The organism is Kitasatospora sp. NPDC048407, assembly GCF_043200475.1.
Taxonomy (GTDB): domain Bacteria; phylum Actinomycetota; class Actinomycetes; order Streptomycetales; family Streptomycetaceae; genus Kitasatospora.
On record NZ_JBICXW010000001.1, the window covers coordinates 512,841 to 532,152 of the forward strand.

Genomic DNA, 19,312 nt, shown 5'->3' on the forward strand with positions numbered 1-19,312 from the left:
GGGGCCTCCAGGGGGCGAGGGCGGTGCCTGTGATCATCGGCCAGGCCCGCGCCGCTCGGCGGTACGGGCAGCCGGGACGGCCCTGCGGAGTGCACCAACGAGTGGCCGCCGCTACGCCATCAGGTCGATGCGGCTCGACTCCCCCACCAGGACGACGCCGGATCGACGCCGGCTCAGCGCGCCGTGTACGGGTAGCGGTGCAGGAAGGTCTCGACCAGGAACCGGGCCATCGCGGTGAGGCGCTCGGGCGGGTACTCGTCGGGGGCGTTGAGCACGAGCCGGCCGCCTTCCTCAAGTGCCGCCAGCAGCACCCGGATCAGCAGTTCGACGTCGAGATCGGCGACGTCGTCGGCATCGTCGGCATCGGCGGCGTCGCGGAGGAACCAGCGGACGGCGTGGGCGAACTGCTCCCGGACCAGCGCGTCGCTGCGCTCCTTGTACCTGCGCACGGCGGGCGGTGAGCCGTCCACCGGGAGCAGGATCGCGCGCCAGCGGCTCGGGGCGGTGACCACCGCGTCGTAGTAGCCGCGGGCGACGCCGGTGAAGACCTCGACGGGGTCCGCCCCGTTCAGGTCGCGCGGCAGCGTGGCCGCGATCTGGGCCTGGGCCCGTTCCCCTTCGCGTTCGAGCAGGGCGCGCAGCAGGTGGTCCGCGTCGGTGAACTGCCCGTAGACCACCGGCCGGGTGACCCCGGCGGCCTTGGCGACGGCATCGACCGAGACGGCTGCCACGCCGTCGCGGTTGATGATCTCGAGTGCCGTGTCCAGGAGCTGCTCCCGCCGCTCGGCGGGGGCCATCCGCGGGGCGTAGGGGCGCTTCGCGGGCGTGGGCGGTCGAACCATGGCGCCAGCCTATCTTGTGAAAGCTACACATCTGTAGCTACAGTCCTGAAGAAATTGCTCGAACCGCCGCCACCAGGCTGAACGCGCCCACCCCGCAGGACAGGAACACCATGACCAACCAGGCAACCCCGCTCGACCCGCTCCAGGACCTTCCCGCCGAACTCACCGACCATGTCGCCGAGTTCGGCGCCCACCCCGACCGCATCCCGCTCGGCCGCCTCGCCGAACGGATGGGCATCCGCATCCTCGAAGCCACCCCGGACCGGGTCGTGGGCACCATGCCGGTCGACGGCAACCAGCAGCCGTACGGCCTGCTGCACGGCGGCGCCTCCGCCGCCCTCGCGGAGTCGCTCGGCTCGATCGGCGCGGCCCTGCACGCCGGGCCCAACCGCTACGCGGTCGGCGTCGACCTCAACGCCACCCACCACCGCCCCGCCACCGACGGCCACGTCACCGGCATCGCGACCGCCGTCTTCCGCGGCCGCACCGCCGCCACCTACGAGGTCGCCATCACCGACGCCGCCGGAAAGCGCATCAGCAGCTGCCGCCTGACCTGCCTGCTGCGCGACGCCTGACGGACCCGCCGCCCGCCGAACAGCCCGCGACGGAGAACGCCCCTCGGGACGCGACTCCGCTCCGGCAGCAGAACCGCTACCATCCCGGGCCATGAACAACGAAGGATCGGTGCCACCGGCGGGACAGTGGCCGCGACTTCCCGGGTCGCGCCGGGTGCTCCTGGCGATCCCGCTGCTGGTCGGGCTGGTCGGCGGCTGGCTGACCGGCCGCCACATGTCGGCGGCGCCGGTCCTGGGGCCGGTGACGTTCGCGGCATTCATGGCCCTCGCGCTGGCCGGGCGGAAGGACCCCCGCACCCGCGCCCCGATGTTCGGAGGGTGGACGGCCGCCGTGGTCGCCACCCTCACCTTCGCCCTCGGGGCGGCCGCCGGGGCGGCCGACCTCCGGCCGCTGGCGCTGGCGGCGGCCGCCGCGGTCTGGCTGGTGCAGATCGCCAGGAAGTACCGTGAGCGGCTGCCGCGAGCCACCGACAAGCCGCGCGAACAGGCCCTGCGCGAACGCCCGCTCGACATCCCGCAGGACGCGAACGAACCACTGCGGTAGAGCAGTTAACATCCCCGCCCATGGACTACCAACGTTCGATACCCCCGGCGGGGAAGTGGCCGCGTCTGTTCTGGCTGCGCTGGGTGGGCCTGGCGATCGCCGTGCTGGTCGGGCTGGTCGGCGGCTGGCTGACCGGGGCGGGGTACCGGGAGCAGCCGGCCGCACTGGTGATGGCGGCGTTCACGTACGGGGCCTTCATGGCCTTCGCGGCGGCCGGCCTGGACACCCTGGAGCACATCCATCCGGTCTTCGGGCCGTGGACGGCCACCCTGGCCGCCATCTCCACCATGGCGATCGGCGCGTCCGTCGGGATGCCCAGCCCCTGGCCGCTGCCGGTGGCGGTGGCCGCCGCGGTCGGGGTGGTGTTCACCGCCCGGAAGGATCGCAGGCGGCGGCTGTTCTGCCTGAACCAGCCTCGCGAACGCGCCCTGGCGGAACGGCGGTTCGCCGCCGAGGCGGTGACCCGCCGGGCCGTGGTGGTCGCGATCGGCAAGTCGCTCGAAGAGATCGACAACTGGGGCCGGACGGCCACCACCCTGACACTCCGCTATACCGACGGGCAGGACGGGGAACCCACCGTCCGCGCCAGGTACGAGTTCCGGGTGCACCTGCCACCGCAGCTCGGTGCGAAGGCCACCGTCCGCTACCTGGCGGAAAACCCGACCGACCGCCGCGTCCGCCTCGACCCGCCCGAGCTCCCGGACGACACCCCGCAGGACACTCCGCCACCCGGCTCCCGCTGAACGGCCGCCCGGCTGCCTAGCATCGCCGGGGGAACACACAGCCGTCGAAGCCACCGGGAGCCCTCGTGGGAATCGTCACCGCCAACATGGCCATCTCGCTGGACGGGTTCACCGCCGGGCCCGACCAGAGCCTGGAGTACCCGTTCGGCACGGGCGCCCGGGAGGCCCTGACCTCCTGGATGTTCGAGACCGACCGGCCGGGGCGCGAGCAGGACGCGCACCTGCTGGGCGTGCTGCACGCGAACACCGGCGCGCACATCATGGGGCGGAACATGTTCGGCCCGGGCCGGGGCGCCTGGGACGACAGCTGGACGGGCTGGTGGGGAGCCGAACCGCCGTACCACGCACCGGTGTTCGTGCTCACCCACCACCCCCGCAAGCCGCTCCCGATGGCCGGCGGCACCACCTTCGAGTTCGTCACCGACGGCATCGAGGCCGCCCTCGACCGGGCCCGCGCGGCCGCCGGCGAGCAGGACGTCGAGATCGCCGGCGGCGCCGCCACCGTCCGCCAGTACCTCCGGGCCGGCCTGCTCGACGAACTCGTCCTGCACCTCGTCCCCGTCACCCTCGGCGCCGGCGAACGCCTCCTCGAAGGCCTCCGGATCGCCCTGGAGCCCGTCGAGGTCATTCCCTCCGAGACCGTCACCCACCTGCGCTACCGGGTGCTCGGCCCGAACACCGCAGACTGACTACGCGTCGGCGATCGCGGTCAGCACCCGGGTGCGGGCGGCCTTGGCGGCGGGGACGACGTATTCGGGCGGCGGTTCCTCGGTCGTGCGATCGAGTATGGGTGAACCGCCGCCCGTCCACGAGCAGTTGACGTCAGCGCAGGATCGCGAGCTGCCCGGTGGCGCGGGTCATCGCCACGTAGCGGTCCACCGCGCCTTCGATGCCGTCGCCGAACGCCTCGGGGTCGACCAGCACCACCAGGTCGAACTCCAGGCCCTTGACCAGCTGGGGGCTGAGCGAGCGGGCCCGGGGCAGGCCGAGGAAGGTGGGGTCGCCGATGACGCAGGCGGTGCCCTCGGGGTGTTCGGCCAGCCAGCGCTCCAGCAGCTCGTCGCGCAGAGCGCGGGTGCCGTGCAGGACGGGCAGGCCGCTGCGGCGGACCGAGGTGGGGACGTTGGCGTCGGGCAGGGCGGCCCGGATGACGGGCTCGGCCTCGGCCATGACCTCTTCGGGGGTGCGGTAGTTGACGCTCAGCGAGGTGAGGGTGATGCGGTCCAGGCCGGCCCGCTGGAGGCGTTCGGTCCAGGATTCGGTGAAGCCGTGCCGGGCCTGGGCGCGGTCGCCGACGATGGTGAAGGAGCGGGACGGGCAGCGGGCGATCAGCATCTGCCATTCGGCGTCGGTGAGTTCCTGCGCCTCGTCGACCACGATGTGCGCGAACGGGCCGGCCAGCAGGTCGGGGTTGACCGGCTCGGGGTCGGAGTGGTCGATCAGGGCGTCGCGCAGGTCGGCGCCGCCCAACATCATGGTCGCGCCCTCGCCGTCGTCGTCGGAGTTGAGCAGGTGGTCGACGACGCCGTCCATCAGTTCGCGTTCGGCGGCCAGGCGGGCCCGGTGGGCGCGCTGGCGGCGGTCGGCGTCGGTGTCGCCGAGGCGGCGGCGGGCGGCGTCCAGCAGCGGCAGGTCGGAGAGCGTCCAGGCGGCGGGGTCGGTGCGCTGCAGGGTGCGGATCTCCTCGCGGCTCAGCCAGGGCGCGCACAGCCGCAGGTAGGCGGGGACGGTCCACAGGTCGCCGACCAGGTCGGTGGGTTCGAGGATCGGCCAGGCCCGGCGCAGCGCGCCGAGCAGTTCGCGGTCGCGGCGCAGTTCGCGGGCGAGCATCTCGGGCGAGATGCCGTGCTCCTCGTCCTCGAGGGCGTCGGCGTTCTTGTCGATCAGGATGGTGATGAGTTCGTCGAGGATCGTCTCGCGGGCCTCGTTGTGCGGGGTGCCGGGGCCGACGGCGGAGAAGGCCTCGGCCCAGTCCTCGGGCTGGACCGACAACTCGTACCACTCGATGGCGAGTTTGCTGGCCTCGGTGGGCGGTTCCTCGTAGATCCGGACGGCCTGCTCGATCGCATGGACCATGCCGGCCGTGGCCTTCAGCCTCGCCACCTCGGGGTCGGGTTCCTCCGCGACCGCCGCGCCCTCGGGGAGCAGGTCGCGCAGGGTGCAGGTCTGGACGCCTTCCTCGCCGAGGCTGGGCAGCACGTCGGCGACGTAGGCCAGATAGGGCTGGTGGGGGCCGACGAACAGCACGCCGCCCTTGCGGTGGCCGAGCCGCGGGTCGGAGTACAGCAGGTGGGCGGTGCGGTGCAGGGCGACGACGGTCTTGCCGGTGCCGGGGCCGCCGTCGACGACCAGGGCGCCGCGCGAGCCGGCCCGGATGATGGCGTCCTGGTCGGCCTGGATGGTGGCGAGGACGTCGCGCATCCGCTCGGACCGGGCGGAGCCGAGGCTGGCGATGAACGCGGACTGGTCGTCGAGGGCGGCGTGGCCGTCGAGCGCGTCGGCGGTGAACACCTCGTCCCAGTAGTCGCCGACCTTGCCGCGCTGCCAGCGGTAGCGGCGGCGGCTGGTGAGGCCCATCGGGTTGGCGTGGGTGGCGGCGAAGAACGGTTCGGCGGCGGGCGAGCGCCAGTCGATCAGCAGGCGCTGTCCGTCGGCGTCGGCGAGGCCGAGGCGGCCGATGTACACGGGTTCGGTGCTGTCGGTGTGGACGATCCGGCCGAGGCACAGGTCGGTGCCGAAGCGGCGCAGCGTGCGCAGCCGGGACGAGATCTGGTGGATCTCGTTGTCGCGGTCCATGGCCTCGCGGCCTGCTCCGCCCGGGCGGCGGCGGACCTCGTCGAGCCGGGCGGTCAGTTCGGCGATGTCCTGTTCCAGGGTCGCGGCGATGGCCGCGAAGTGCCGTTCGTCGTCGGCGATCAGGGCCGGGTCCGCCTTGGCGGCGAGCCGCTCGGGCAACTCGAAGGCGCTGGTCGTCTGCTGGCTCATGTGGTGCTTCTCCGATCCCCTGCCGGGTGTTTCGCGCGTTTCGCCCCGCTTGTTCCTATTGCGCGGGTTTCCCGGATTCAGTCAGTGATTGTGCGCTACCTGGGGGGCCTTGCCGCAAGGCCCCCCGTCCGGTATAAGTTTGAATAGCGGCAGGAGAGCATCGGCTCCCTGCCTCTTCTGTTGCCCGGGGGCCTGCACCGATACCGCGCCTGACCTGCGATGATTGGGGCCGACACGGCGAGTGGCCGGAGGGCAACGGAAGGTGGGACACGCCATGGCCGCGGCGACGGAGAGCGTCGGCCCGTTCGCGGAACTCCGGCCGCAGGAGCGGTTCGAGCTCTGGCGCGATCTGATCGCACTGACCAGGGACTGCGACACCACCACCCCAGACACCGACCGCTTCGACGCCGAACTGCGCCGCTCCGAACTCGGTCCGGTGACCTTCCTCGGCACCTCCTTTCCGTCCGCCCGGTTCCGGCGCACCGACGCCCGGGTGCGGCGCTCCGACCCCGGCGTGTTCCACCTGACGCTCGTCCAGCACGGGGCGCTGGCCCTGCACCGCGACGGCGAGCCGACGCAGGTGTTCCGGCCCGGCGAGCTGACCATGCTGGACAGTTCCCGCCCGTACGAGCTGCGCGCGCTCGGCGAACGTGCCGGGGCGGACGGCGAACCGCGGGTCCAGGGCGTCGGCATCGACTTCCCGATGGCGCTGCTGCCGATCCCGCCGCACCGGCTGCGCCGGCTGATCGGCCGGGGCATCCGGGCGTCCGAGGGGACGGCCGCGGTGCTCGCGGACTTCCTGCTCAGCGTGGACCGGCAGGCCCCCGTCCTCGGCCCGGCGGTCGCCGACCGGCTCGGCCCGATCGCGGTGGACCTGGTCGCCGCCTGGCTGGCCGATGAGCTGGCGGACGACGCCGGCCTGCCCGAGACCGCCCGGCAGCGCGCCACCGTCGAACAGGTCCGCGCCTTCGTCCGCCGCCGCCTGCACGACCCCGAGCTGTCCCCGGCCGTGATCGCCGCCGCCCACCACATCTCCGTCGGTCACCTGCACCGCCTGTTCGCCCTGCACACCGACGGCGACACCGTGGCCGCGTGGATCCGCCGCCTGCGCCTGGAGAAGGCCCACCGCGACCTCGCCGACCCCGCCCTGCGCACCGTCCCGATCGGCACCATCGCCGCCCGCTGCGGCATCCCCCGCCCCGACGACTTCAGCCGCGCCTTCCGCACCGCGTACGGCCTCGCCCCGCGCGACCACCGCCGGCACGCCTGCCCGTGAGCCGTTCCTGAGAGGTGACGCCTCGCCAACCGGCCGGGCACGCGATGCCAAACGCACTGGTCCGGCCCGGCCTACGGTGGACTCACCGGGGGAAGCCCGCTTCCGGGGGACGGGCTCGACCTTCGACGTTGCCCGGGCCGTCAGCATGTCCGACGGCCCGGGGACAAGGGGACACGTCGAAACCGACGGGGGCTGTCGCAACGGATCGCCGGATCCGCGCGACGGCCCCCGTTCCGCTTATCCCGCGAGGGCCTGCCGGGCCGCGACCGTGCCGGGTGATCCCCGACCGCGTCGGCGAGAGTGCTGTCGCCCCGGGCCTGCTCCTCGGCCTCGCCGAACGTCGCGGCCGGGTACGACGACGCGCTCCCGTCAGCCGGTCACACCGCCATCGCGAGCATCAGTGGGGTGGCCCGGACGGTGAGCAACTCGGCGGCCTCGCGCAGCCGGAACGCCTGCTCGACGGGCAGCGAGGTGGCCAGGCAGCCCACCGTGTTCCCCGCCACTATCGGGACAGCGGCGCAGACCGTGTCCATCGAGTACTCCTGAAGGTCCAGCACCGGGACGGTGGCGGGCTGCCGGTCCAGCCGGTGCAGCAGGCGGTCCTGCTCGGTGATGGTCCGGGCCGTGAGCCGGGCCACCGGATGCCGGGCGAAGTGGTCGAGCCGTCCCGCATGGTCGAGTTGGGCGAGCAGGCACTTGCCGATCGCGGACGCGTGCGCGGTGGCCCGGAAGTCCACCCACTCGTGCACCGCCGGCGCGTGCTCGCCGTCGCACACCGCCTCCACCAGCAGTTCGCCGTCCTGGTAGCGGCTGAAGTAGACAGCGGCGCCGAGTTCGTCCCGCAGTTCCTCCAACTGGTGATACAGCTTGGCTCTCACCAGCGGCTCCCGGTGCTGCGCGCCGAGCAGCGTGAACGCCCCGCCGAGCGTCCACAACCCGTCCAGGTGCAGCAGGTACCCCTCGGTCTCCAGCTCCTCCGCGAACAGCCGCACCGCCGTCTCCGGCATGCTCAGCGCCCGCGCCAGATCCCCCGTCGTACACCCGTCCGGATAGCGGTCCACGGCCTCCAACAACCGCAACGCCCGCCGCAGCACCCCGAACGGCCCCGCCCCGCCACCACCCGGCCCCAGCAGATCACTCCGCCCCCGGCTCACCGTCGTCATTCCCCCGACCCCCTTCCTTCTCACCCCACCGTCCGCCCAGCGTAGCCAGCAAGCGAACACCCCATCATCCGCTCACCGGATATTCCCCCGCCAGAGCCACTCCCCCTTGACAGGCATATGCCGCGACAGCCCTTCAGGGGTCACCCGCCGTACAGCCCCCTGATCGCCCCCGCGTCCCTCAACGGCCGCGCCCCCGCCACCTCTTGTCCGACCAGCCCCCGCGCCTCCTCCACCGGCAACGCGTTGAACCACCGCAGCGCCACCGCATCCAGCCCGGAGGGCGTGAGCCGCCCGACGACCCGAAGCCGCGCCAGCCCCCCGTCCGGATACACATTGACGCGCACGTGCGTAACGGCCGGGCCCGAAAGCCGGTACCGGTGCCGCGTATCCGGCTGCAATCGCGTCCGGGGCAACAACACCGCCTCCAGCCCCACGAGTTCCGCCCACCCGGGCGCATTCGCGACGAAGCACGAGGTGTCCACCTCCACCGCCAGCACCTCGCCCTCCCCGGCCAGGGCGAGGCGTACCCAGTCGTGTCCCTTGTCCCGTCGGCGGCGGGTCTCCCAGCCGTCGCCCATGACGGTGGCCCGGCCGGGGGCGTTCAGGTGGTGCGGGGAGGAGTAGTAGCGGTCGGACGCGTCCTCGGCGACGCCGCCGTACTCCTGTGCGGCCAGATCGAACGTCAGCCCGACCAAGTCCCGTGGGTCGGGCAGGACTTCGCCGTGCACCCGCAGCCGGGCGACACCGCCGTCGGGCCAGATGTTCAACCGGACGTGGGTGTAGCGGACGGGGTCGGTGACGGGGAACGTGTGCGCGGTGTCGCCGCGCAGCGGCGTCCGCGGGACGATCTCGGTCCACCGCGCGGCGGCGACCTCCGCGGGCGAGGGGTGGCCGGGGACGGACGCGGCCTGCACGGACGCCGTCTCGGGGTGGTTGCCGGTGAAGTGCGCGGTGTCCACGACGACGCCGCGCACCAGACCGGCCGCGCCGAGCCGGACGATCACCCAGTCGTGGTCCTCGTCGGTGGGGTGCGGCTGTTCGGCGCTGATGCCGCGCCGGCGGCGGGACTCCCAGCCGTCCATGATCTGGCCCTTGTGCCCGAAGGTGTGCGGGCGGAACTCGGCGGGCGCGGCGACCAGCAGGTTCTCGGCGTCGGCGAAGGTGTCCTCGTTGGTGGCGATCACGCCCGCGCCGAGTGCCCGGGAGGCCAGGTCGACCAGTTCGGTGAACGCCTGCTGACTGTCACTCAACCGACTCTCCTCACAAGCGAGTTCAAGGACGGACGAGCTGCCGGCCGTGCGGAGCCCCGGCCGGGTCGACGGGCCGTCCGCGCAGCCAGGTGCGGCGGACCTGCCCGACGAGGGTACGGCCCGCGTACGGGGTGACGGGGTTCTTGTGGTGCAGCCGTTCGGGGTGGACGGTGAACGGGCCGTCCGGGTCGAAGGCCATCAGGTCGGCGTCGCGGCCGGCCGCGATCGCGCCCTTGGCCCCGGCGAGGCCGACCAGCGCGGCGGGTCCGGCGGCCATCCAGCGCACCACGTCCGCCAGTTGGTGGCCGCGCCGCCGGGCCTCGGTCCAGACGGCCGGCAGGCCCAGCTGGAGGGAGGCGATGCCACCCCATGCGGCCGCGAAGTCCCCACTCCCGCCGTCTCGTTGAAACAGTTTGAGTTCCGGCGTGGACGGCGAGTGGTCGGACACCACGGCGGCGAACTCGCCGTCCGCGAGCGCCTGCCAGAGCAGGTCCCGGTTGGCGGCGTCCCGGATCGGCGGGCAGCACTTGAACGCGGTGCCCCCGTCGGGGACGTCCTCGGCGGTCAGCGTCAGGTAGTGCGGACAGGTCTCGGCGGTGACCCGCACCCCGTCCGCGCGGGCCCGGCGCAGCAGTGGCAGCACGGCGGCGGACGAGACGTGCAGCAGGTGCACCCGGGCGCCGGTGCGGCGGGCGCACTCCAGCAGCGCGGCGACCGCGACGGTCTCGGCGCGGTCCGGCCGGGACGCCAGGAAGTCGCGGTAGCGCACGCCAGGGACGTGCGGGGCGGCGTCCAGCTCGGCCGGGTCCTCGGCGTGGACGATGGCCAGCGCGCCGAGCCGCGCCTGTTCGGTGAGCGCGGCCGCCAGGTCGGCGGGGGTGGCCAGGTGGGGGAACTCGTCCACGCCGGACGGGGCGAGGAAGGACTTGAACCCGAACACCCCGTCCCGGTGCAGCAGTTCGAGCCGGTCGGTGTTGCCGGGCACCGCCCCGCCCCAGAACCCCACGTCCACCCAGGTCTGGCCCTCGGCGGCCTTCCGCTTGGCGGCCAGGCCCTCGACCGTGGTGGTCGGCGGGACGGAGTTCAGCGGCATGTCGATCAGCGTGGTGACCCCACCGGCCGCCGCCGCCCTGGTGGCGGACGCGAAGCCCTCCCACTCGGTGCGCCCCGGCTCGTTGACGTGCACGTGGGTGTCGACCAGCCCGGGCAGCAGCGCGAGGTCGCCGAGTTCGGTCAACTCCCGGCCGTCCAGCGACAGTTCACCGTGCCGGGCGATCCGTTCGATCCGCCCGCCCCGCACCAGCACATCGGCGGCGCGGTCCCCCTCCGGCAGCACCACCCGCCGGGAGCGGAAAACCATGGGCATCAGGAACCTCCGAACGCCGGAAGAGTCCTGGGAGCCTAGAACCGGCCCGATCGACCGTCAATGCGGCCCGCCGGGACTGGCATTCTCACCTTGGCGGGCCGAAATGAGCCCGCACACCGGGAGGATCACCATATGACCATCGAACTGCGCCACCACACCGAGCTGACCGCGCAGGCCCGCCAGGACCTGCGCGCCGCCTATGCCGACGTCCGGGCACCCCTGCTGCACCTGCCCAACTACTCCGTCGCGGCGTTCACCGAGCGCCTCGACCGGCACGCCACCGACCCCGGCTTCGGACTCGTCCTGGCGTACGACGGTGAAGTCCCGGCCGGGTACGCCTACGGCAACACCATCGACGACATGTACTGGAAGCGGATGGCCGAGCCCCTGCCCGACGGCTTTACCGACGCCCCCGCGTTCGCCCTCAAGGAGATCGGCGTCCGCTCCCCCTGGCGCGGCACCGGCACCGCGCGTCGCATCCACGACGAACTCCTCGCCCGCCGTGCCGAAGGCCGCACCCTGCTCATGGTCAACCCGGCCGCCGGGGACGGCAAGGTCAGGGCGCTGTACGAGACTTGGGGTTACCGGGCCGTCAACAGCCAGGCATCCACGCCCGACTCGCCCCGGCTCACGGTCATGCTCCGCGCGCGCTGACGTCTCCTCGCGCGCGCCCGCCCCAGGCGTTCCACGATCCGAAAGCCGGGCGCTACTGAATCTCCATCCGATCGTCTCATCCGACCATCTACCGGCCGGGCGGTCGATAGGGTGAACGAGTGCGACTGATGGTGGAGTTCACGACCGAACCGTTCAAGCTGAACGGCTTCCCCGAGCACGCCGCAACCGCCCGCCGGGCGGCCGAAGAGGCCGGCCTGGCCGTCTCGGTGGGGCCGTTCGGCACCAGCGCCGAGGGGGACGCCGAGCAGGCGCTGGCCGCCGTGACCCGGCTGCTGCGGGAGACCCTGGCGGTCGGCGCGAGCCGAATCTCGCTCCAGGTCAGCGTGTTGGCCGACGACCCGGCCCCGGCCGAACCCGGCCCGCCGACCGCGCCCGACGGCGCACCGGCCGCGCCCGACGGCCCACCGATGACGCAGGACGCCCCACCGATGACGCCGGACGCCCCGCCGATGGGCCCGCCAATGGCCCCGCCGCTGACGTCCGACGAAGGAAGGACGCCGTGAACGACGCCCCCGGCCACCCGCTCACCGCGGCCCTGAAGCCGCTGTTGGAGGCGGTCGGCGCCACCGCGGTCGACCTCTCCGAGGCGCGGGCCGAGGACGTCGTCCTGGAGTGGGACGGCGCCCCGGCCGTCGCGGTGCGGCTGCCGCACCTGGGCAGCGCGCTGGACCGGCTGTTGGCCGAGATGGCCCGCCAGTTCGACGGCCGTCCGCTGGCCGAGCTGGGCCGCACGGAGAAGCAGCGGGTGGTCGCCCTGCTGGAGGAACGCGGCGCGTTCACCGTCCGCCATGGGGTGGAGACCGTCGCGTCGGCGCTCGGTGTCAGCCGGTTCACCGTGTACAACTACCTGAACCGGCAGGAGAAGTCCTGACGTGTCGGGCGCCGCCCACCGTCGCCACGCTTCGCCCTCCGTCGCCACGCACCGCGCCGCCACAAACAGTTCAACAAAGCGTTGACGGCCCGTCGGGGCTCGTTCTAGCTTGTCCGGGTGGCACCGAATCCAGGAGGTCCTTCCGTGACCGAGCCACCCGCCGACTCCCCCGTCCTCGCCGCACTGGCCGCCACCGACTCCGCCGAACTGCGAAGAACTCTGCTGGAGATCTGTTCCAGCCCGGCCTGGGCCGCCGCCGTCGCCGCGTCCCGCCCCTGGTCCGACCGCGCCGAACTGCTCGCCGCCAACGCGCGGGCGACGGCGCAGTTGTCGGTGGCCGAGCTGAACGCGGCGCTGGCCGGCCACGTCCGGATCGGCGCGCCCGGGGCCGGCGACGCCGCGTCCGAGCGCGAGCAGTCCGGCGTCCGGGGCGTCGAGCCGTCCCTGCTGGGCGAGTTGGCGGCGGCCAACGCCGCGTACGAGGCGAAGTTCGGCCACGTCTTCCTGATCCGCGCCACCGGCCGCACCGCGGCCGACATGCTCGCCGCCCTGCGCGAGCGGCTGCCGCACGACGCCGCCACCGAGGCGGAGACCGTCCGCAAGGAACTGCGCGAGATCAACGAACTCCGGCTCGACCGACTGCTGTCCAGCTGATCCACCTGAGGAACCGCCCATGGCCGGCATCTCCACCCACGTGCTCGACACCAGCCTCGGCCGCCCCGCCGCGGGCGTTCCGGTCGAACTGGCCGTGCGCACCGAGGACGGCTGGCGGTTGCTCGGCGCCTCCGCCACGGACGCCGACGGCCGGGTCACGGGGCTGCCGGCCGTGGCGGGCGGCTCGGTCGCCCGGCTGCGGTTCGACACCGCCGAGTACCACGCGGGGACGGGGCAGCGGAGCTCGGGGCAGCAGCCGTTCTTCCCCGAGGTCTCGATCGTCTTCACCGTCGCACCCGATCAACTCCACTACCACGTACCGCTGTTGCTGAACCCGTTCGGCTACTCGGTCTACCGCGGCAGCTGAGCGCCCGGGCAGCCGCTTCCACCACCTGGGAGACACAAGGAGGCACGTCATGGCCCACGTGCTCGGGCAGAACCAGTACGGCAAGGCGGAGAACCGCATCGTCCGGGTCCGCCGCGACTCCACCGGCCACGAGATCAAGGATCTGAACGTCTCGGTCTCGCTGCGCGGCGAGTTCGACGACGTCCATCTGACCGGCTCGAACGCCAACTGCCTGCCCACCGACAGCATGAAGAACACGGTGTACGCGTTCGCCAAACAGCACGGCATCGACTCCGCCGAGGGATTCGCCGCCCTGCTGGCCCGGCACTTCGTGGCGGACGCCGAGCGCGGCGTGGTGCGCAGCGCCCGGATCCGGGTCGAGGAGTACGGCTGGGACCGGATCGCCACCCCCAACTCGCCGTCCCCGTCCGGTCATTCCTTCGTCCGCAACGGGCAGGAGGTGCGCACCACCGAGGTGGAGTACGACGGCGAGCGGTTCCGGGTGGTCTCCGGGCTCAAGGATCTGGTGGTGCTGAACACCACCGGCTCGGAGTTCCGGGGGTTCCTCAAGGACCGCTACACCACCCTCCAGGAGGCCGACGACCGGCTCCTGGCCACCCAGGTGACGGCACGGTGGGCGTTCGGCTTCGACGGCCGCGACGGGCAGCGGCAGCCGGACTGGAACCAGTCGTACCCGGAGGTCAGGCGGCACCTGTTGGAGGCGTTCGCCGACACCTACTCGTTCTCCCTGCAGCAGACGCTGCACGCGATGGGCAGCCGGGTGCTGGACCACCGCGCCGAGGTGGACGAAGTCCGGCTGGAACTGCCCAACAAGCACCATTTCCTGGTCGATCTGGCGCCGTTCGGGCTCAAGAACGAGAACGAGGTCTACTACGCCGCCGACCGGATGTACGGCCTGATCGAGGCCACCGTACACAGGGAGGGCGTCACCCCGGTCATCCCCGTCTCCTGACTCTGTCTCCTGACTTCTGGAGTTCCCATGGCAGTTCGGCCCCTGGACGTGGACGACCGGCGGATCGTGATCGAGAACGCCGCGATCGCCACGGTCGACGCCGCCGGCACCGAGTACGCGCGCGGGCACGTGGTCGTGCTCGACAACACCGTCGAGTCGGTCGGCGACGGGCCCGCGCCGGCCGGGCTCGCCGGCGTGGCGCGGCGGATCGACGGCGAGGGGCACCTGCTCACGCCCGGGCTGGTCAATACCCACCACCACTTCTACCAGTGGCTCACCCGCGGACTGGCCCAGAACGACACCCTGTTCGACTGGCTGGTGGCGCTGTACCCGACCTGGGCGCGGATCGATGCCGAGCTGATGCACGCCGCGACGCTGGGTTCGGCGGCGGCGCTGCTCAAGTCGGGCTGCACCACGGCCGCCGATCACCACTACGTCTTCCCGCGCGGCGCCGGCGACCTGCTCGGCGCGTCCATCGAGGCCGTCCAGCAGCTCGGCCTCCGGTTCACCGCCCTGCGCGGCTCGATGGACCGCAGCCGGAAGGACGGCGGGCTGCCGCCGGACCACGCGGTGGAGGACACCGACGAGATCCTCGCCGCCTCGGAGGCCGCGGTCGACCGGTGGCACGACGCGTCCTTCGGCTCGATGCTGCACATAGCGCTGGCGCCCTGCTCCCCCTTCTCCGTCTCCACCGAACTCCTCACTCTTTCCTCGGAGTTGGCCCGCCGCAAGGGCGTGCGCCTGCACACCCACGGCTCGGAGACCGCCGAGGAGGCGGAGTTCTGCCGCAAGCTCTTCGGCATGGGCCCCACCGACTACTTCGAGTCCACGGGCTGGCTCGGCGAGGACGTCTGGATGGCGCACTGCGTCCACCTCACCGACTCCGACCTCGCCAAGTTCGCCGAGACCGGCACCGGCGTCGCCCACTGCCCGTCCTCGAACGCCCGCCTGGCCGCCGGCATCGCCCGCGTCCCCGACATGCTCGCCGCCGGTGTCCCCGTCGGCCTCGGCGTCGACGGCACCGCTTCCAACGAGTCCGGCCTGCTCGGCACCGAACTGCGCAACGCCCTCCTGATCAACCGCCTGGCCGGCCGCCCCGACGCCCTGACCGTCCGCCAGTCCCTGCGCCTCGCCACCATGGGCGGCGCGAGAGTCCTCGGCCGCCAGCACGAGATCGGCTCCATCGAACCGGGCAAACTCGCCGACCTCGCCCTCTGGAAGATCGACGGCCTCCTCCACTCCACCATCGCCGACCCCGTCGCCGCCCTCGTCCTCGGCGCCCTCCCCCCGCTCACCACCCTCCTCGTCAACGGCATCCCCGTCATCGAACACGACCACCTCACCACCGCCGACGAATCCCACATCGCCCGCACCTGCGCCCGCGCCGCCCGCGACCTCGCCTCCCGCACCTGACCGGCTGTCGGCCGGGTGCGATAGCGTCCGGCCCTTCGGCGATGTGAGGAGTATGCGGATGGGCGCCGGCGACTGGCACTACGTCACCCCCTACTCGGGTTCGCCGCAGCGCAGCCTGGACGCCCTGCACCAGGCTGAGTTCGCCGCACACTGGGCCGGCCAGGAGTACGACACACTGCGCGACGAGATCGACTGGCGCTGGACCGGCAAGTACGTCCTCCTCCACACCCATGGCGAGCCCACCCACCTGGGAATCTTCGGCAGATCGGGTGACTGAGGCGGTGTCGGCCCGTTGCGGTAGCGTCCGGACACCGACCGCGACTTGAGGAGCACGAGGATGGGCGCCAGCAGCTGGGAGTACCTCACCGTCTACCGGGGGACTCCGCAGAAGACATTGAACGCCCTGCACGCGGAGGTGTTCGCGGGGACGGGCTGGATCGGGGCGGGTGAGTACGAGTCGATCGAGGAGCTGTGGGCGGACGAGGAGTTCATGGGTGAGGAGGGCACCCACTCGATCCTGGACATTCCCAAGGCGGTGCTGTTCAGCAACGATCCGGCGGGGTACGACGACCTGGGGACTGTCCGGCCGCTGTCGTCCGAGCGGCTGCTGCACCACTTCGGGACCGACCGGCCGAGTGTGGAGCAGTACCGGCGGGCGATGGAGGGCCACGAGCTGTTGGAGGAGACGCGCCTGCGGTGGACCGGGCGGTTCGTGGTGCTGTACACCGACGCCGAGGCGACCCACTTCGGGGTGTTCGGGTACTCCGGCGATTGACGGGACGTCAGCGGCGGGCGGCAGCCACCGGCACGGCCGTCCACCTGACGGAGGAGTCGATCTCCTCCGTGAGGGCGAGCATCTGACAGTTCCTCAGGTCGATTTCCACAGCCCGTCGGGCCAGCAGGATCGAACCATGCGATTCAGCGTGCTCCACCCGTCCCCGACGGTCGGCAACACCGCGCGGCCGGTCCCCCGTTGGGCCGTCCGTTCGGCCCAGCTCATACCCCTGGCCGTGCTGCCGTCGTGCATCTGGCGCCTGCCGTTCGCGTTCGACTTCGAGATGGGCCAGGTCTACGAGGTCCACAAGACCTGGCACTGGTGGGTGATTCTCTACGTCTTCGGGCTCAGCGTGCTCTCCGAGGGGCTCGCGTACCTGTCCTTCGGCCTGGTGGCCGGATGGGGCGAGGTGGTGCCGGCCTGGATCCCGTTGATCGGCGGCCGGCGCGTCCCGCCGTTCGCGGCGATCGTCCCGGCCACCCTGGGCGGGCTGGGGCTGGTCGTGCTGTGGGATCCGCTGCCGCTCGCCTTCCTCGACCTCGGAGTCCCGATGGTCGAGTACTCCAACGGCTGGTGGAAAGCGCTCGCGGCAGCGGCCACCATGCCACTGGTCCTGTGGGGACCGCTTGTCCTGGCGCTGACCTTCGCGTACTACCGACGCCGTCGCGAAGAATGACGTCGGGTCACGACAGCGCCGGCTGACGCAGTGAACCGTCAACTCCGCATGCCACTGGTCCCCGTCGTACCACGCGGACGTGATCCCTCCCCCGCACTGGCTGTCGGTGAACCCGGCCGTCAACCAGCGTGCGGCGACCGGTCATTGACGTTTCATCAGCTCTACTTTCGGTCGCTCTCCCACGGCCACGCGGCGTCCCGCCCGGCCTCCAACAGCGGGATGAGCCGGAACGCGACGTCGGTCAGGCCGCCGAAGGTGTGCCGCCGCGCGCTGCCGGACGGGGCGTGACCGGCACGGTAGCCCGCCAGGTTCCAGGTGTAGGTGGGGATGTGGGAGGGGACGGACTCCAGCGCGTTGTGCGAGTAACTCCCGTACGCCTGCTCGTCGGTGACGATCACCACGCGGTCGTGTCCGCGGTAGTGCGTCCGGACGGCTTCGGCGGTGTTGGTGCCGCCGAGGTTACCGAACCAGTCCAGCACCTTGAGCACCGCGTCGCCGCGCCCGAGGGGGATCGCCCGGCTGCTGGTGCCGAACTCGACCAGGTCCGCCTCCTCGGCCCGCAGGGCGAGTGCGGTGCCGAAGATGGCCGCGGTGTCGGCCCGGTTGAGCTGGGACTGCGCGCTCGGCCGGTCGAACATCGAGCCGGACCGGTCCACCAGGATCAGCGAACGGCCGGGCAGCGCAGGGACGTTGGCCAGCGAGTGCTTCAGCGCCGTCTCCAGCGCGTGGCCCCAGCGCAGTGACGGCGCGTGCCGGTGGGCGGCCAGGTAGCGGAACGGGAACTGGCGCGAGCGCTTGACTTCGCCCGGGTCGGCGATCCGCCGGGCGACCTGCTCGGCCACCTCGGCCGACACGCCGGCCTGGTCGAAGTTGCGCAGGTTGCGCACCAGCGCCATCGCGCCCATGGACGGGATGACGGCCTCCCAGACGGCCGCGCTCAGCGGACCCTGGAGCCAGCCGGCCAGCGCCTCCCACGTCATGCCCGCCTCGGCCAGGCGCTCCGCGCCGCCGGGGCCGGTGACCAGCGCGCGGCGCTCGGCCACGGGGACGGCCATCAGCGCATGGTGGGCGGTCAACAGGGCGTCGCCCGGCGGCGGGACGGCGGTGTCGGGGCGGTGCCGCCGGTCCAGCGCGTAGCGGAACAGCTCGCTCTGCCACGGCTTTTCGGGGTGCGGCGACGGGTGGGTGAGCTCCAGCACGTCGCCGAACCGGAAGCCCTTGCCCGCGGTGTCGTACTTGAGCAGCGCCCGCCCGTTGTACAGCCGGCCGACGGCGTCCGCGACGCCGCGCTTGACCGGCTTGGGCAGCGCGCGGCCGTACCGGGACGTCCAGTAGGCGAGCAGTTCGCCGGGCTCGTCGGGGCGCTGCAGGACGGCGTCGATCACCTGCCGGGAGTGGCCGGGGAGCTTCGCGTCCAGCCGGGCACGGGTGAACTCGGCCGCGCCGACCAGCGAGGCGGTGCGCATCGCGGCGCCGTGGCGCAGCCAGCGCAGCAGGCCGAGCGTCCACTCGGGGTCGCTGACGGCGAGCGAGCGCACCAGGGTGGTGTAACGGTCGTCGCGGTCGCCGCCGCGCTCGTAGAAGGTGTCCTGGCCGACCAGGTTGGCGACCGCCAGCAGGAAGAGTTCGGACTTCTCGTCGCGCAGGTGTCCCGGCCCGCCCTGGTGGTTGGCCGTGAGCTGCCCCGTCGTGGCGACGGGCGAGCTGGGGCCGACGGGGGCGGGCTTCTTCGAACGGCGAAGGTTGAAGCGGGACATGTGGACTCCTCCTGCGGGCGGGCATGCCGAACCGGGGCGTCCGAGAATTACCGGTCGCGTGGACCGGCCTCGGCGGAGGTAGCAGTCTGGTGCTCTACCAACTGAGCTACCGGCCGCGCTCGCGCACGGCCGACCGGGACTCGAACCCGGAACCGCCAGATCCGGAAGTAACCCCCGCCTGCGCACCGGACGCCCCGGCGCGGTTGCCCTCCCGAGATCAAAGGTGGCGCCGGTGGGATTCTTTGGAGGAAGTAACCGGCGTCTGCGCACCGGGAGGTGGCAGTCGTTCTGAAGTTTGGTGTCCAGAGAACAGAAGCGGCGGAGGCGACATTAGCTGCTCTCCCAACTGAGCTACGCCGGCTCGAAAGCCGGCGGCGGGACTCGAACCCGCGACCTGCCCATTACAAGTGGAAGTAACCCCTGCCTGC

At 72.4% G+C, this 19,312-nt stretch carries 21 protein-coding genes and 1 tRNA gene; 15 read left to right on the forward strand and 7 right to left on the reverse strand.

What is annotated here, in order from left to right:
• Positions 1–173 precede the first annotated feature (173 nt).
• On the reverse strand, positions 174–842 hold the full coding sequence (locus tag ACGFWJ_RS02410; RefSeq protein ID WP_392944390.1) for a TetR/AcrR family transcriptional regulator: 669 nt from the start codon (positions 840–842) through the stop codon (positions 174–176).
• Between the two features lie 110 nt (positions 843–952).
• On the opposite strand from ACGFWJ_RS02410, the gene ACGFWJ_RS02415 reads away from it, so the two are divergent.
• From ACGFWJ_RS02415 to ACGFWJ_RS02430, 4 genes are all read left to right on the forward strand, one after another.
• Positions 953–1,417: a PaaI family thioesterase gene (locus ACGFWJ_RS02415; RefSeq protein WP_392944392.1), complete on the forward strand. Its 465-nt coding sequence runs from the start codon at positions 953–955 to the stop codon at positions 1,415–1,417.
• A gap of 91 nt (positions 1,418–1,508) precedes the next feature.
• Complete coding sequence (locus ACGFWJ_RS02420; RefSeq protein ID WP_392944394.1) at positions 1,509–1,961, forward strand: hypothetical protein; 453 nt, start codon at positions 1,509–1,511, stop codon at positions 1,959–1,961.
• Between the two features lie 20 nt (positions 1,962–1,981).
• On the forward strand, positions 1,982–2,704 hold the full coding sequence (locus ACGFWJ_RS02425; RefSeq protein ID WP_392944396.1) for a hypothetical protein: 723 nt from the start codon (positions 1,982–1,984) through the stop codon (positions 2,702–2,704).
• 65 nt (positions 2,705–2,769) lie between these two features.
• Complete coding sequence (locus ACGFWJ_RS02430; protein WP_392944398.1) at positions 2,770–3,393, forward strand: dihydrofolate reductase family protein; 624 nt, start codon at positions 2,770–2,772, stop codon at positions 3,391–3,393.
• A 133-nt stretch (positions 3,394–3,526) separates the two neighbouring features.
• Here the strand turns inward: ACGFWJ_RS02430 and helR are convergent, their stop codons facing one another.
• Positions 3,527–5,689 carry an RNA polymerase recycling motor ATPase HelR gene (helR, locus tag ACGFWJ_RS02435; protein WP_392944400.1) on the reverse strand — a complete coding sequence of 721 codons (2,163 nt, stop codon included), beginning with the start codon at positions 5,687–5,689 and terminating at the stop codon, positions 3,527–3,529.
• A 274-nt stretch (positions 5,690–5,963) separates the two neighbouring features.
• Here helR and ACGFWJ_RS02440 point away from each other — a divergent pair, with 274 nt between their 5' ends.
• Positions 5,964–6,965 (forward strand): helix-turn-helix domain-containing protein, encoded by a 1,002-nt coding sequence (locus ACGFWJ_RS02440; RefSeq protein ID WP_392944402.1) that lies wholly within the window; start codon positions 5,964–5,966, stop codon positions 6,963–6,965.
• A 377-nt stretch (positions 6,966–7,342) separates the two neighbouring features.
• Here the strand turns inward: ACGFWJ_RS02440 and ACGFWJ_RS02445 are convergent, their stop codons facing one another.
• The 3 genes from ACGFWJ_RS02445 to allB form a co-directional block, all read right to left on the reverse strand.
• Positions 7,343–8,128 carry an IclR family transcriptional regulator gene (locus ACGFWJ_RS02445; protein WP_392944404.1) on the reverse strand — a complete coding sequence of 262 codons (786 nt, stop codon included), beginning with the start codon at positions 8,126–8,128 and terminating at the stop codon, positions 7,343–7,345.
• A 140-nt stretch (positions 8,129–8,268) separates the two neighbouring features.
• Positions 8,269–9,378, reverse strand: a complete 1,110-nt coding sequence (gene alc / locus ACGFWJ_RS02450) for an allantoicase (protein ID WP_392944406.1) — start codon at positions 9,376–9,378, stop codon at positions 8,269–8,271.
• 22 nt (positions 9,379–9,400) lie between these two features.
• The gene (gene allB / locus ACGFWJ_RS02455; protein WP_392944408.1) at positions 9,401–10,744 is read right to left on the reverse strand and encodes an allantoinase AllB; all 1,344 of its coding nucleotides are present in this window, start codon (positions 10,742–10,744) and stop codon (positions 9,401–9,403) included.
• Between the two features lie 132 nt (positions 10,745–10,876).
• Between allB and ACGFWJ_RS02460 the strand changes: the two genes are divergently transcribed.
• The 10 genes from ACGFWJ_RS02460 (at position 10,877) to ACGFWJ_RS02505 (ending at position 17,127) form a co-directional block, all read left to right on the forward strand.
• Positions 10,877–11,398: a GNAT family N-acetyltransferase gene (locus ACGFWJ_RS02460; protein WP_392944410.1), complete on the forward strand. Its 522-nt coding sequence runs from the start codon at positions 10,877–10,879 to the stop codon at positions 11,396–11,398.
• Positions 11,399–11,526: 128 nt separating this feature from the next.
• On the forward strand, positions 11,527–11,922 hold the full coding sequence (locus ACGFWJ_RS02465; protein ID WP_392944412.1) for a thiamine-binding protein: 396 nt from the start codon (positions 11,527–11,529) through the stop codon (positions 11,920–11,922).
• Positions 11,919–12,290 carry a helix-turn-helix domain-containing protein gene (locus tag ACGFWJ_RS02470; RefSeq protein ID WP_392944414.1) on the forward strand — a complete coding sequence of 124 codons (372 nt, stop codon included), beginning with the start codon at positions 11,919–11,921 and terminating at the stop codon, positions 12,288–12,290. Before ACGFWJ_RS02465 ends, ACGFWJ_RS02470 begins: the two co-directional genes overlap by 4 nt.
• A 144-nt stretch (positions 12,291–12,434) precedes the next feature.
• Positions 12,435–12,944 (forward strand): 2-oxo-4-hydroxy-4-carboxy-5-ureidoimidazoline decarboxylase, encoded by a 510-nt coding sequence (uraD, locus tag ACGFWJ_RS02475; RefSeq protein WP_392944416.1) that lies wholly within the window; start codon positions 12,435–12,437, stop codon positions 12,942–12,944.
• A gap of 19 nt (positions 12,945–12,963) precedes the next feature.
• Complete coding sequence (uraH, locus tag ACGFWJ_RS02480) at positions 12,964–13,311, forward strand: hydroxyisourate hydrolase (protein ID WP_387634634.1); 348 nt, start codon at positions 12,964–12,966, stop codon at positions 13,309–13,311.
• 49 nt (positions 13,312–13,360) lie between these two features.
• Entirely contained in the window at positions 13,361–14,263 is a 903-nt protein-coding gene (pucL, locus tag ACGFWJ_RS02485; protein ID WP_392944419.1) for a factor-independent urate hydroxylase, read from the forward strand.
• A 27-nt stretch (positions 14,264–14,290) separates the two neighbouring features.
• Entirely contained in the window at positions 14,291–15,676 is a 1,386-nt protein-coding gene (locus ACGFWJ_RS02490) for an 8-oxoguanine deaminase (protein ID WP_392944421.1), read from the forward strand.
• Positions 15,677–15,734: 58 nt separating this feature from the next.
• Positions 15,735–15,953, forward strand: a complete 219-nt coding sequence (locus ACGFWJ_RS02495) for a hypothetical protein (RefSeq protein ID WP_392944423.1) — start codon at positions 15,735–15,737, stop codon at positions 15,951–15,953.
• Positions 15,954–16,013: 60 nt separating this feature from the next.
• The gene (locus ACGFWJ_RS02500; RefSeq protein ID WP_392944425.1) at positions 16,014–16,451 is read left to right on the forward strand and encodes a hypothetical protein; all 438 of its coding nucleotides are present in this window, start codon (positions 16,014–16,016) and stop codon (positions 16,449–16,451) included.
• A 136-nt stretch (positions 16,452–16,587) separates the two neighbouring features.
• Positions 16,588–17,127 carry a hypothetical protein gene (locus ACGFWJ_RS02505; RefSeq protein ID WP_392944427.1) on the forward strand — a complete coding sequence of 180 codons (540 nt, stop codon included), beginning with the start codon at positions 16,588–16,590 and terminating at the stop codon, positions 17,125–17,127.
• Between the two features lie 161 nt (positions 17,128–17,288).
• Here the strand turns inward: ACGFWJ_RS02505 and ACGFWJ_RS02510 are convergent, their stop codons facing one another.
• Both ACGFWJ_RS02510 and ACGFWJ_RS02515 read right to left on the reverse strand, forming a co-directional pair.
• Positions 17,289–18,884, reverse strand: a complete 1,596-nt coding sequence (locus ACGFWJ_RS02510) for a TROVE domain-containing protein (protein WP_392944429.1) — start codon at positions 18,882–18,884, stop codon at positions 17,289–17,291.
• A gap of 366 nt (positions 18,885–19,250) precedes the next feature.
• Positions 19,251–19,312, reverse strand: a tRNA-Ser gene (locus ACGFWJ_RS02515).

Excerpts from the sequence above, each read along its gene's own strand:
- ACGFWJ_RS02410 (WP_392944390.1), bottom strand. The coding sequence starts at position 842 with ATGGTTCGACCGCCCACGCCCGCGAAGCGCCCCTACGCCCCGCGGATG.
- ACGFWJ_RS02415 (WP_392944392.1), top strand. The coding sequence starts at position 953 with ATGACCAACCAGGCAACCCCGCTCGACCCGCTCCAGGACCTTCCCGCC.
- ACGFWJ_RS02420 (WP_392944394.1), top strand. The coding sequence starts at position 1,509 with ATGAACAACGAAGGATCGGTGCCACCGGCGGGACAGTGGCCGCGACTT.
- ACGFWJ_RS02425 (WP_392944396.1), top strand. The coding sequence starts at position 1,982 with ATGGACTACCAACGTTCGATACCCCCGGCGGGGAAGTGGCCGCGTCTG.
- helR (WP_392944400.1), bottom strand. The coding sequence starts at position 5,689 with ATGAGCCAGCAGACGACCAGCGCCTTCGAGTTGCCCGAGCGGCTCGCC.
- ACGFWJ_RS02440 (WP_392944402.1), top strand. The coding sequence starts at position 5,964 with ATGGCCGCGGCGACGGAGAGCGTCGGCCCGTTCGCGGAACTCCGGCCG.
- ACGFWJ_RS02445 (WP_392944404.1), bottom strand. The coding sequence starts at position 8,128 with ATGACGACGGTGAGCCGGGGGCGGAGTGATCTGCTGGGGCCGGGTGGT.
- allB (WP_392944408.1), bottom strand. The coding sequence starts at position 10,744 with ATGCCCATGGTTTTCCGCTCCCGGCGGGTGGTGCTGCCGGAGGGGGAC.
- ACGFWJ_RS02460 (WP_392944410.1), top strand. The coding sequence starts at position 10,877 with ATGACCATCGAACTGCGCCACCACACCGAGCTGACCGCGCAGGCCCGC.
- ACGFWJ_RS02465 (WP_392944412.1), top strand. The coding sequence starts at position 11,527 with ATGGTGGAGTTCACGACCGAACCGTTCAAGCTGAACGGCTTCCCCGAG.
- uraH (WP_387634634.1), top strand. The coding sequence starts at position 12,964 with ATGGCCGGCATCTCCACCCACGTGCTCGACACCAGCCTCGGCCGCCCC.
- pucL (WP_392944419.1), top strand. The coding sequence starts at position 13,361 with ATGGCCCACGTGCTCGGGCAGAACCAGTACGGCAAGGCGGAGAACCGC.
- ACGFWJ_RS02490 (WP_392944421.1), top strand. The coding sequence starts at position 14,291 with ATGGCAGTTCGGCCCCTGGACGTGGACGACCGGCGGATCGTGATCGAG.
- ACGFWJ_RS02495 (WP_392944423.1), top strand. The coding sequence starts at position 15,735 with ATGGGCGCCGGCGACTGGCACTACGTCACCCCCTACTCGGGTTCGCCG.
- ACGFWJ_RS02500 (WP_392944425.1), top strand. The coding sequence starts at position 16,014 with ATGGGCGCCAGCAGCTGGGAGTACCTCACCGTCTACCGGGGGACTCCG.
- ACGFWJ_RS02505 (WP_392944427.1), top strand. The coding sequence starts at position 16,588 with ATGCGATTCAGCGTGCTCCACCCGTCCCCGACGGTCGGCAACACCGCG.
- ACGFWJ_RS02510 (WP_392944429.1), bottom strand. The coding sequence starts at position 18,884 with ATGTCCCGCTTCAACCTTCGCCGTTCGAAGAAGCCCGCCCCCGTCGGC.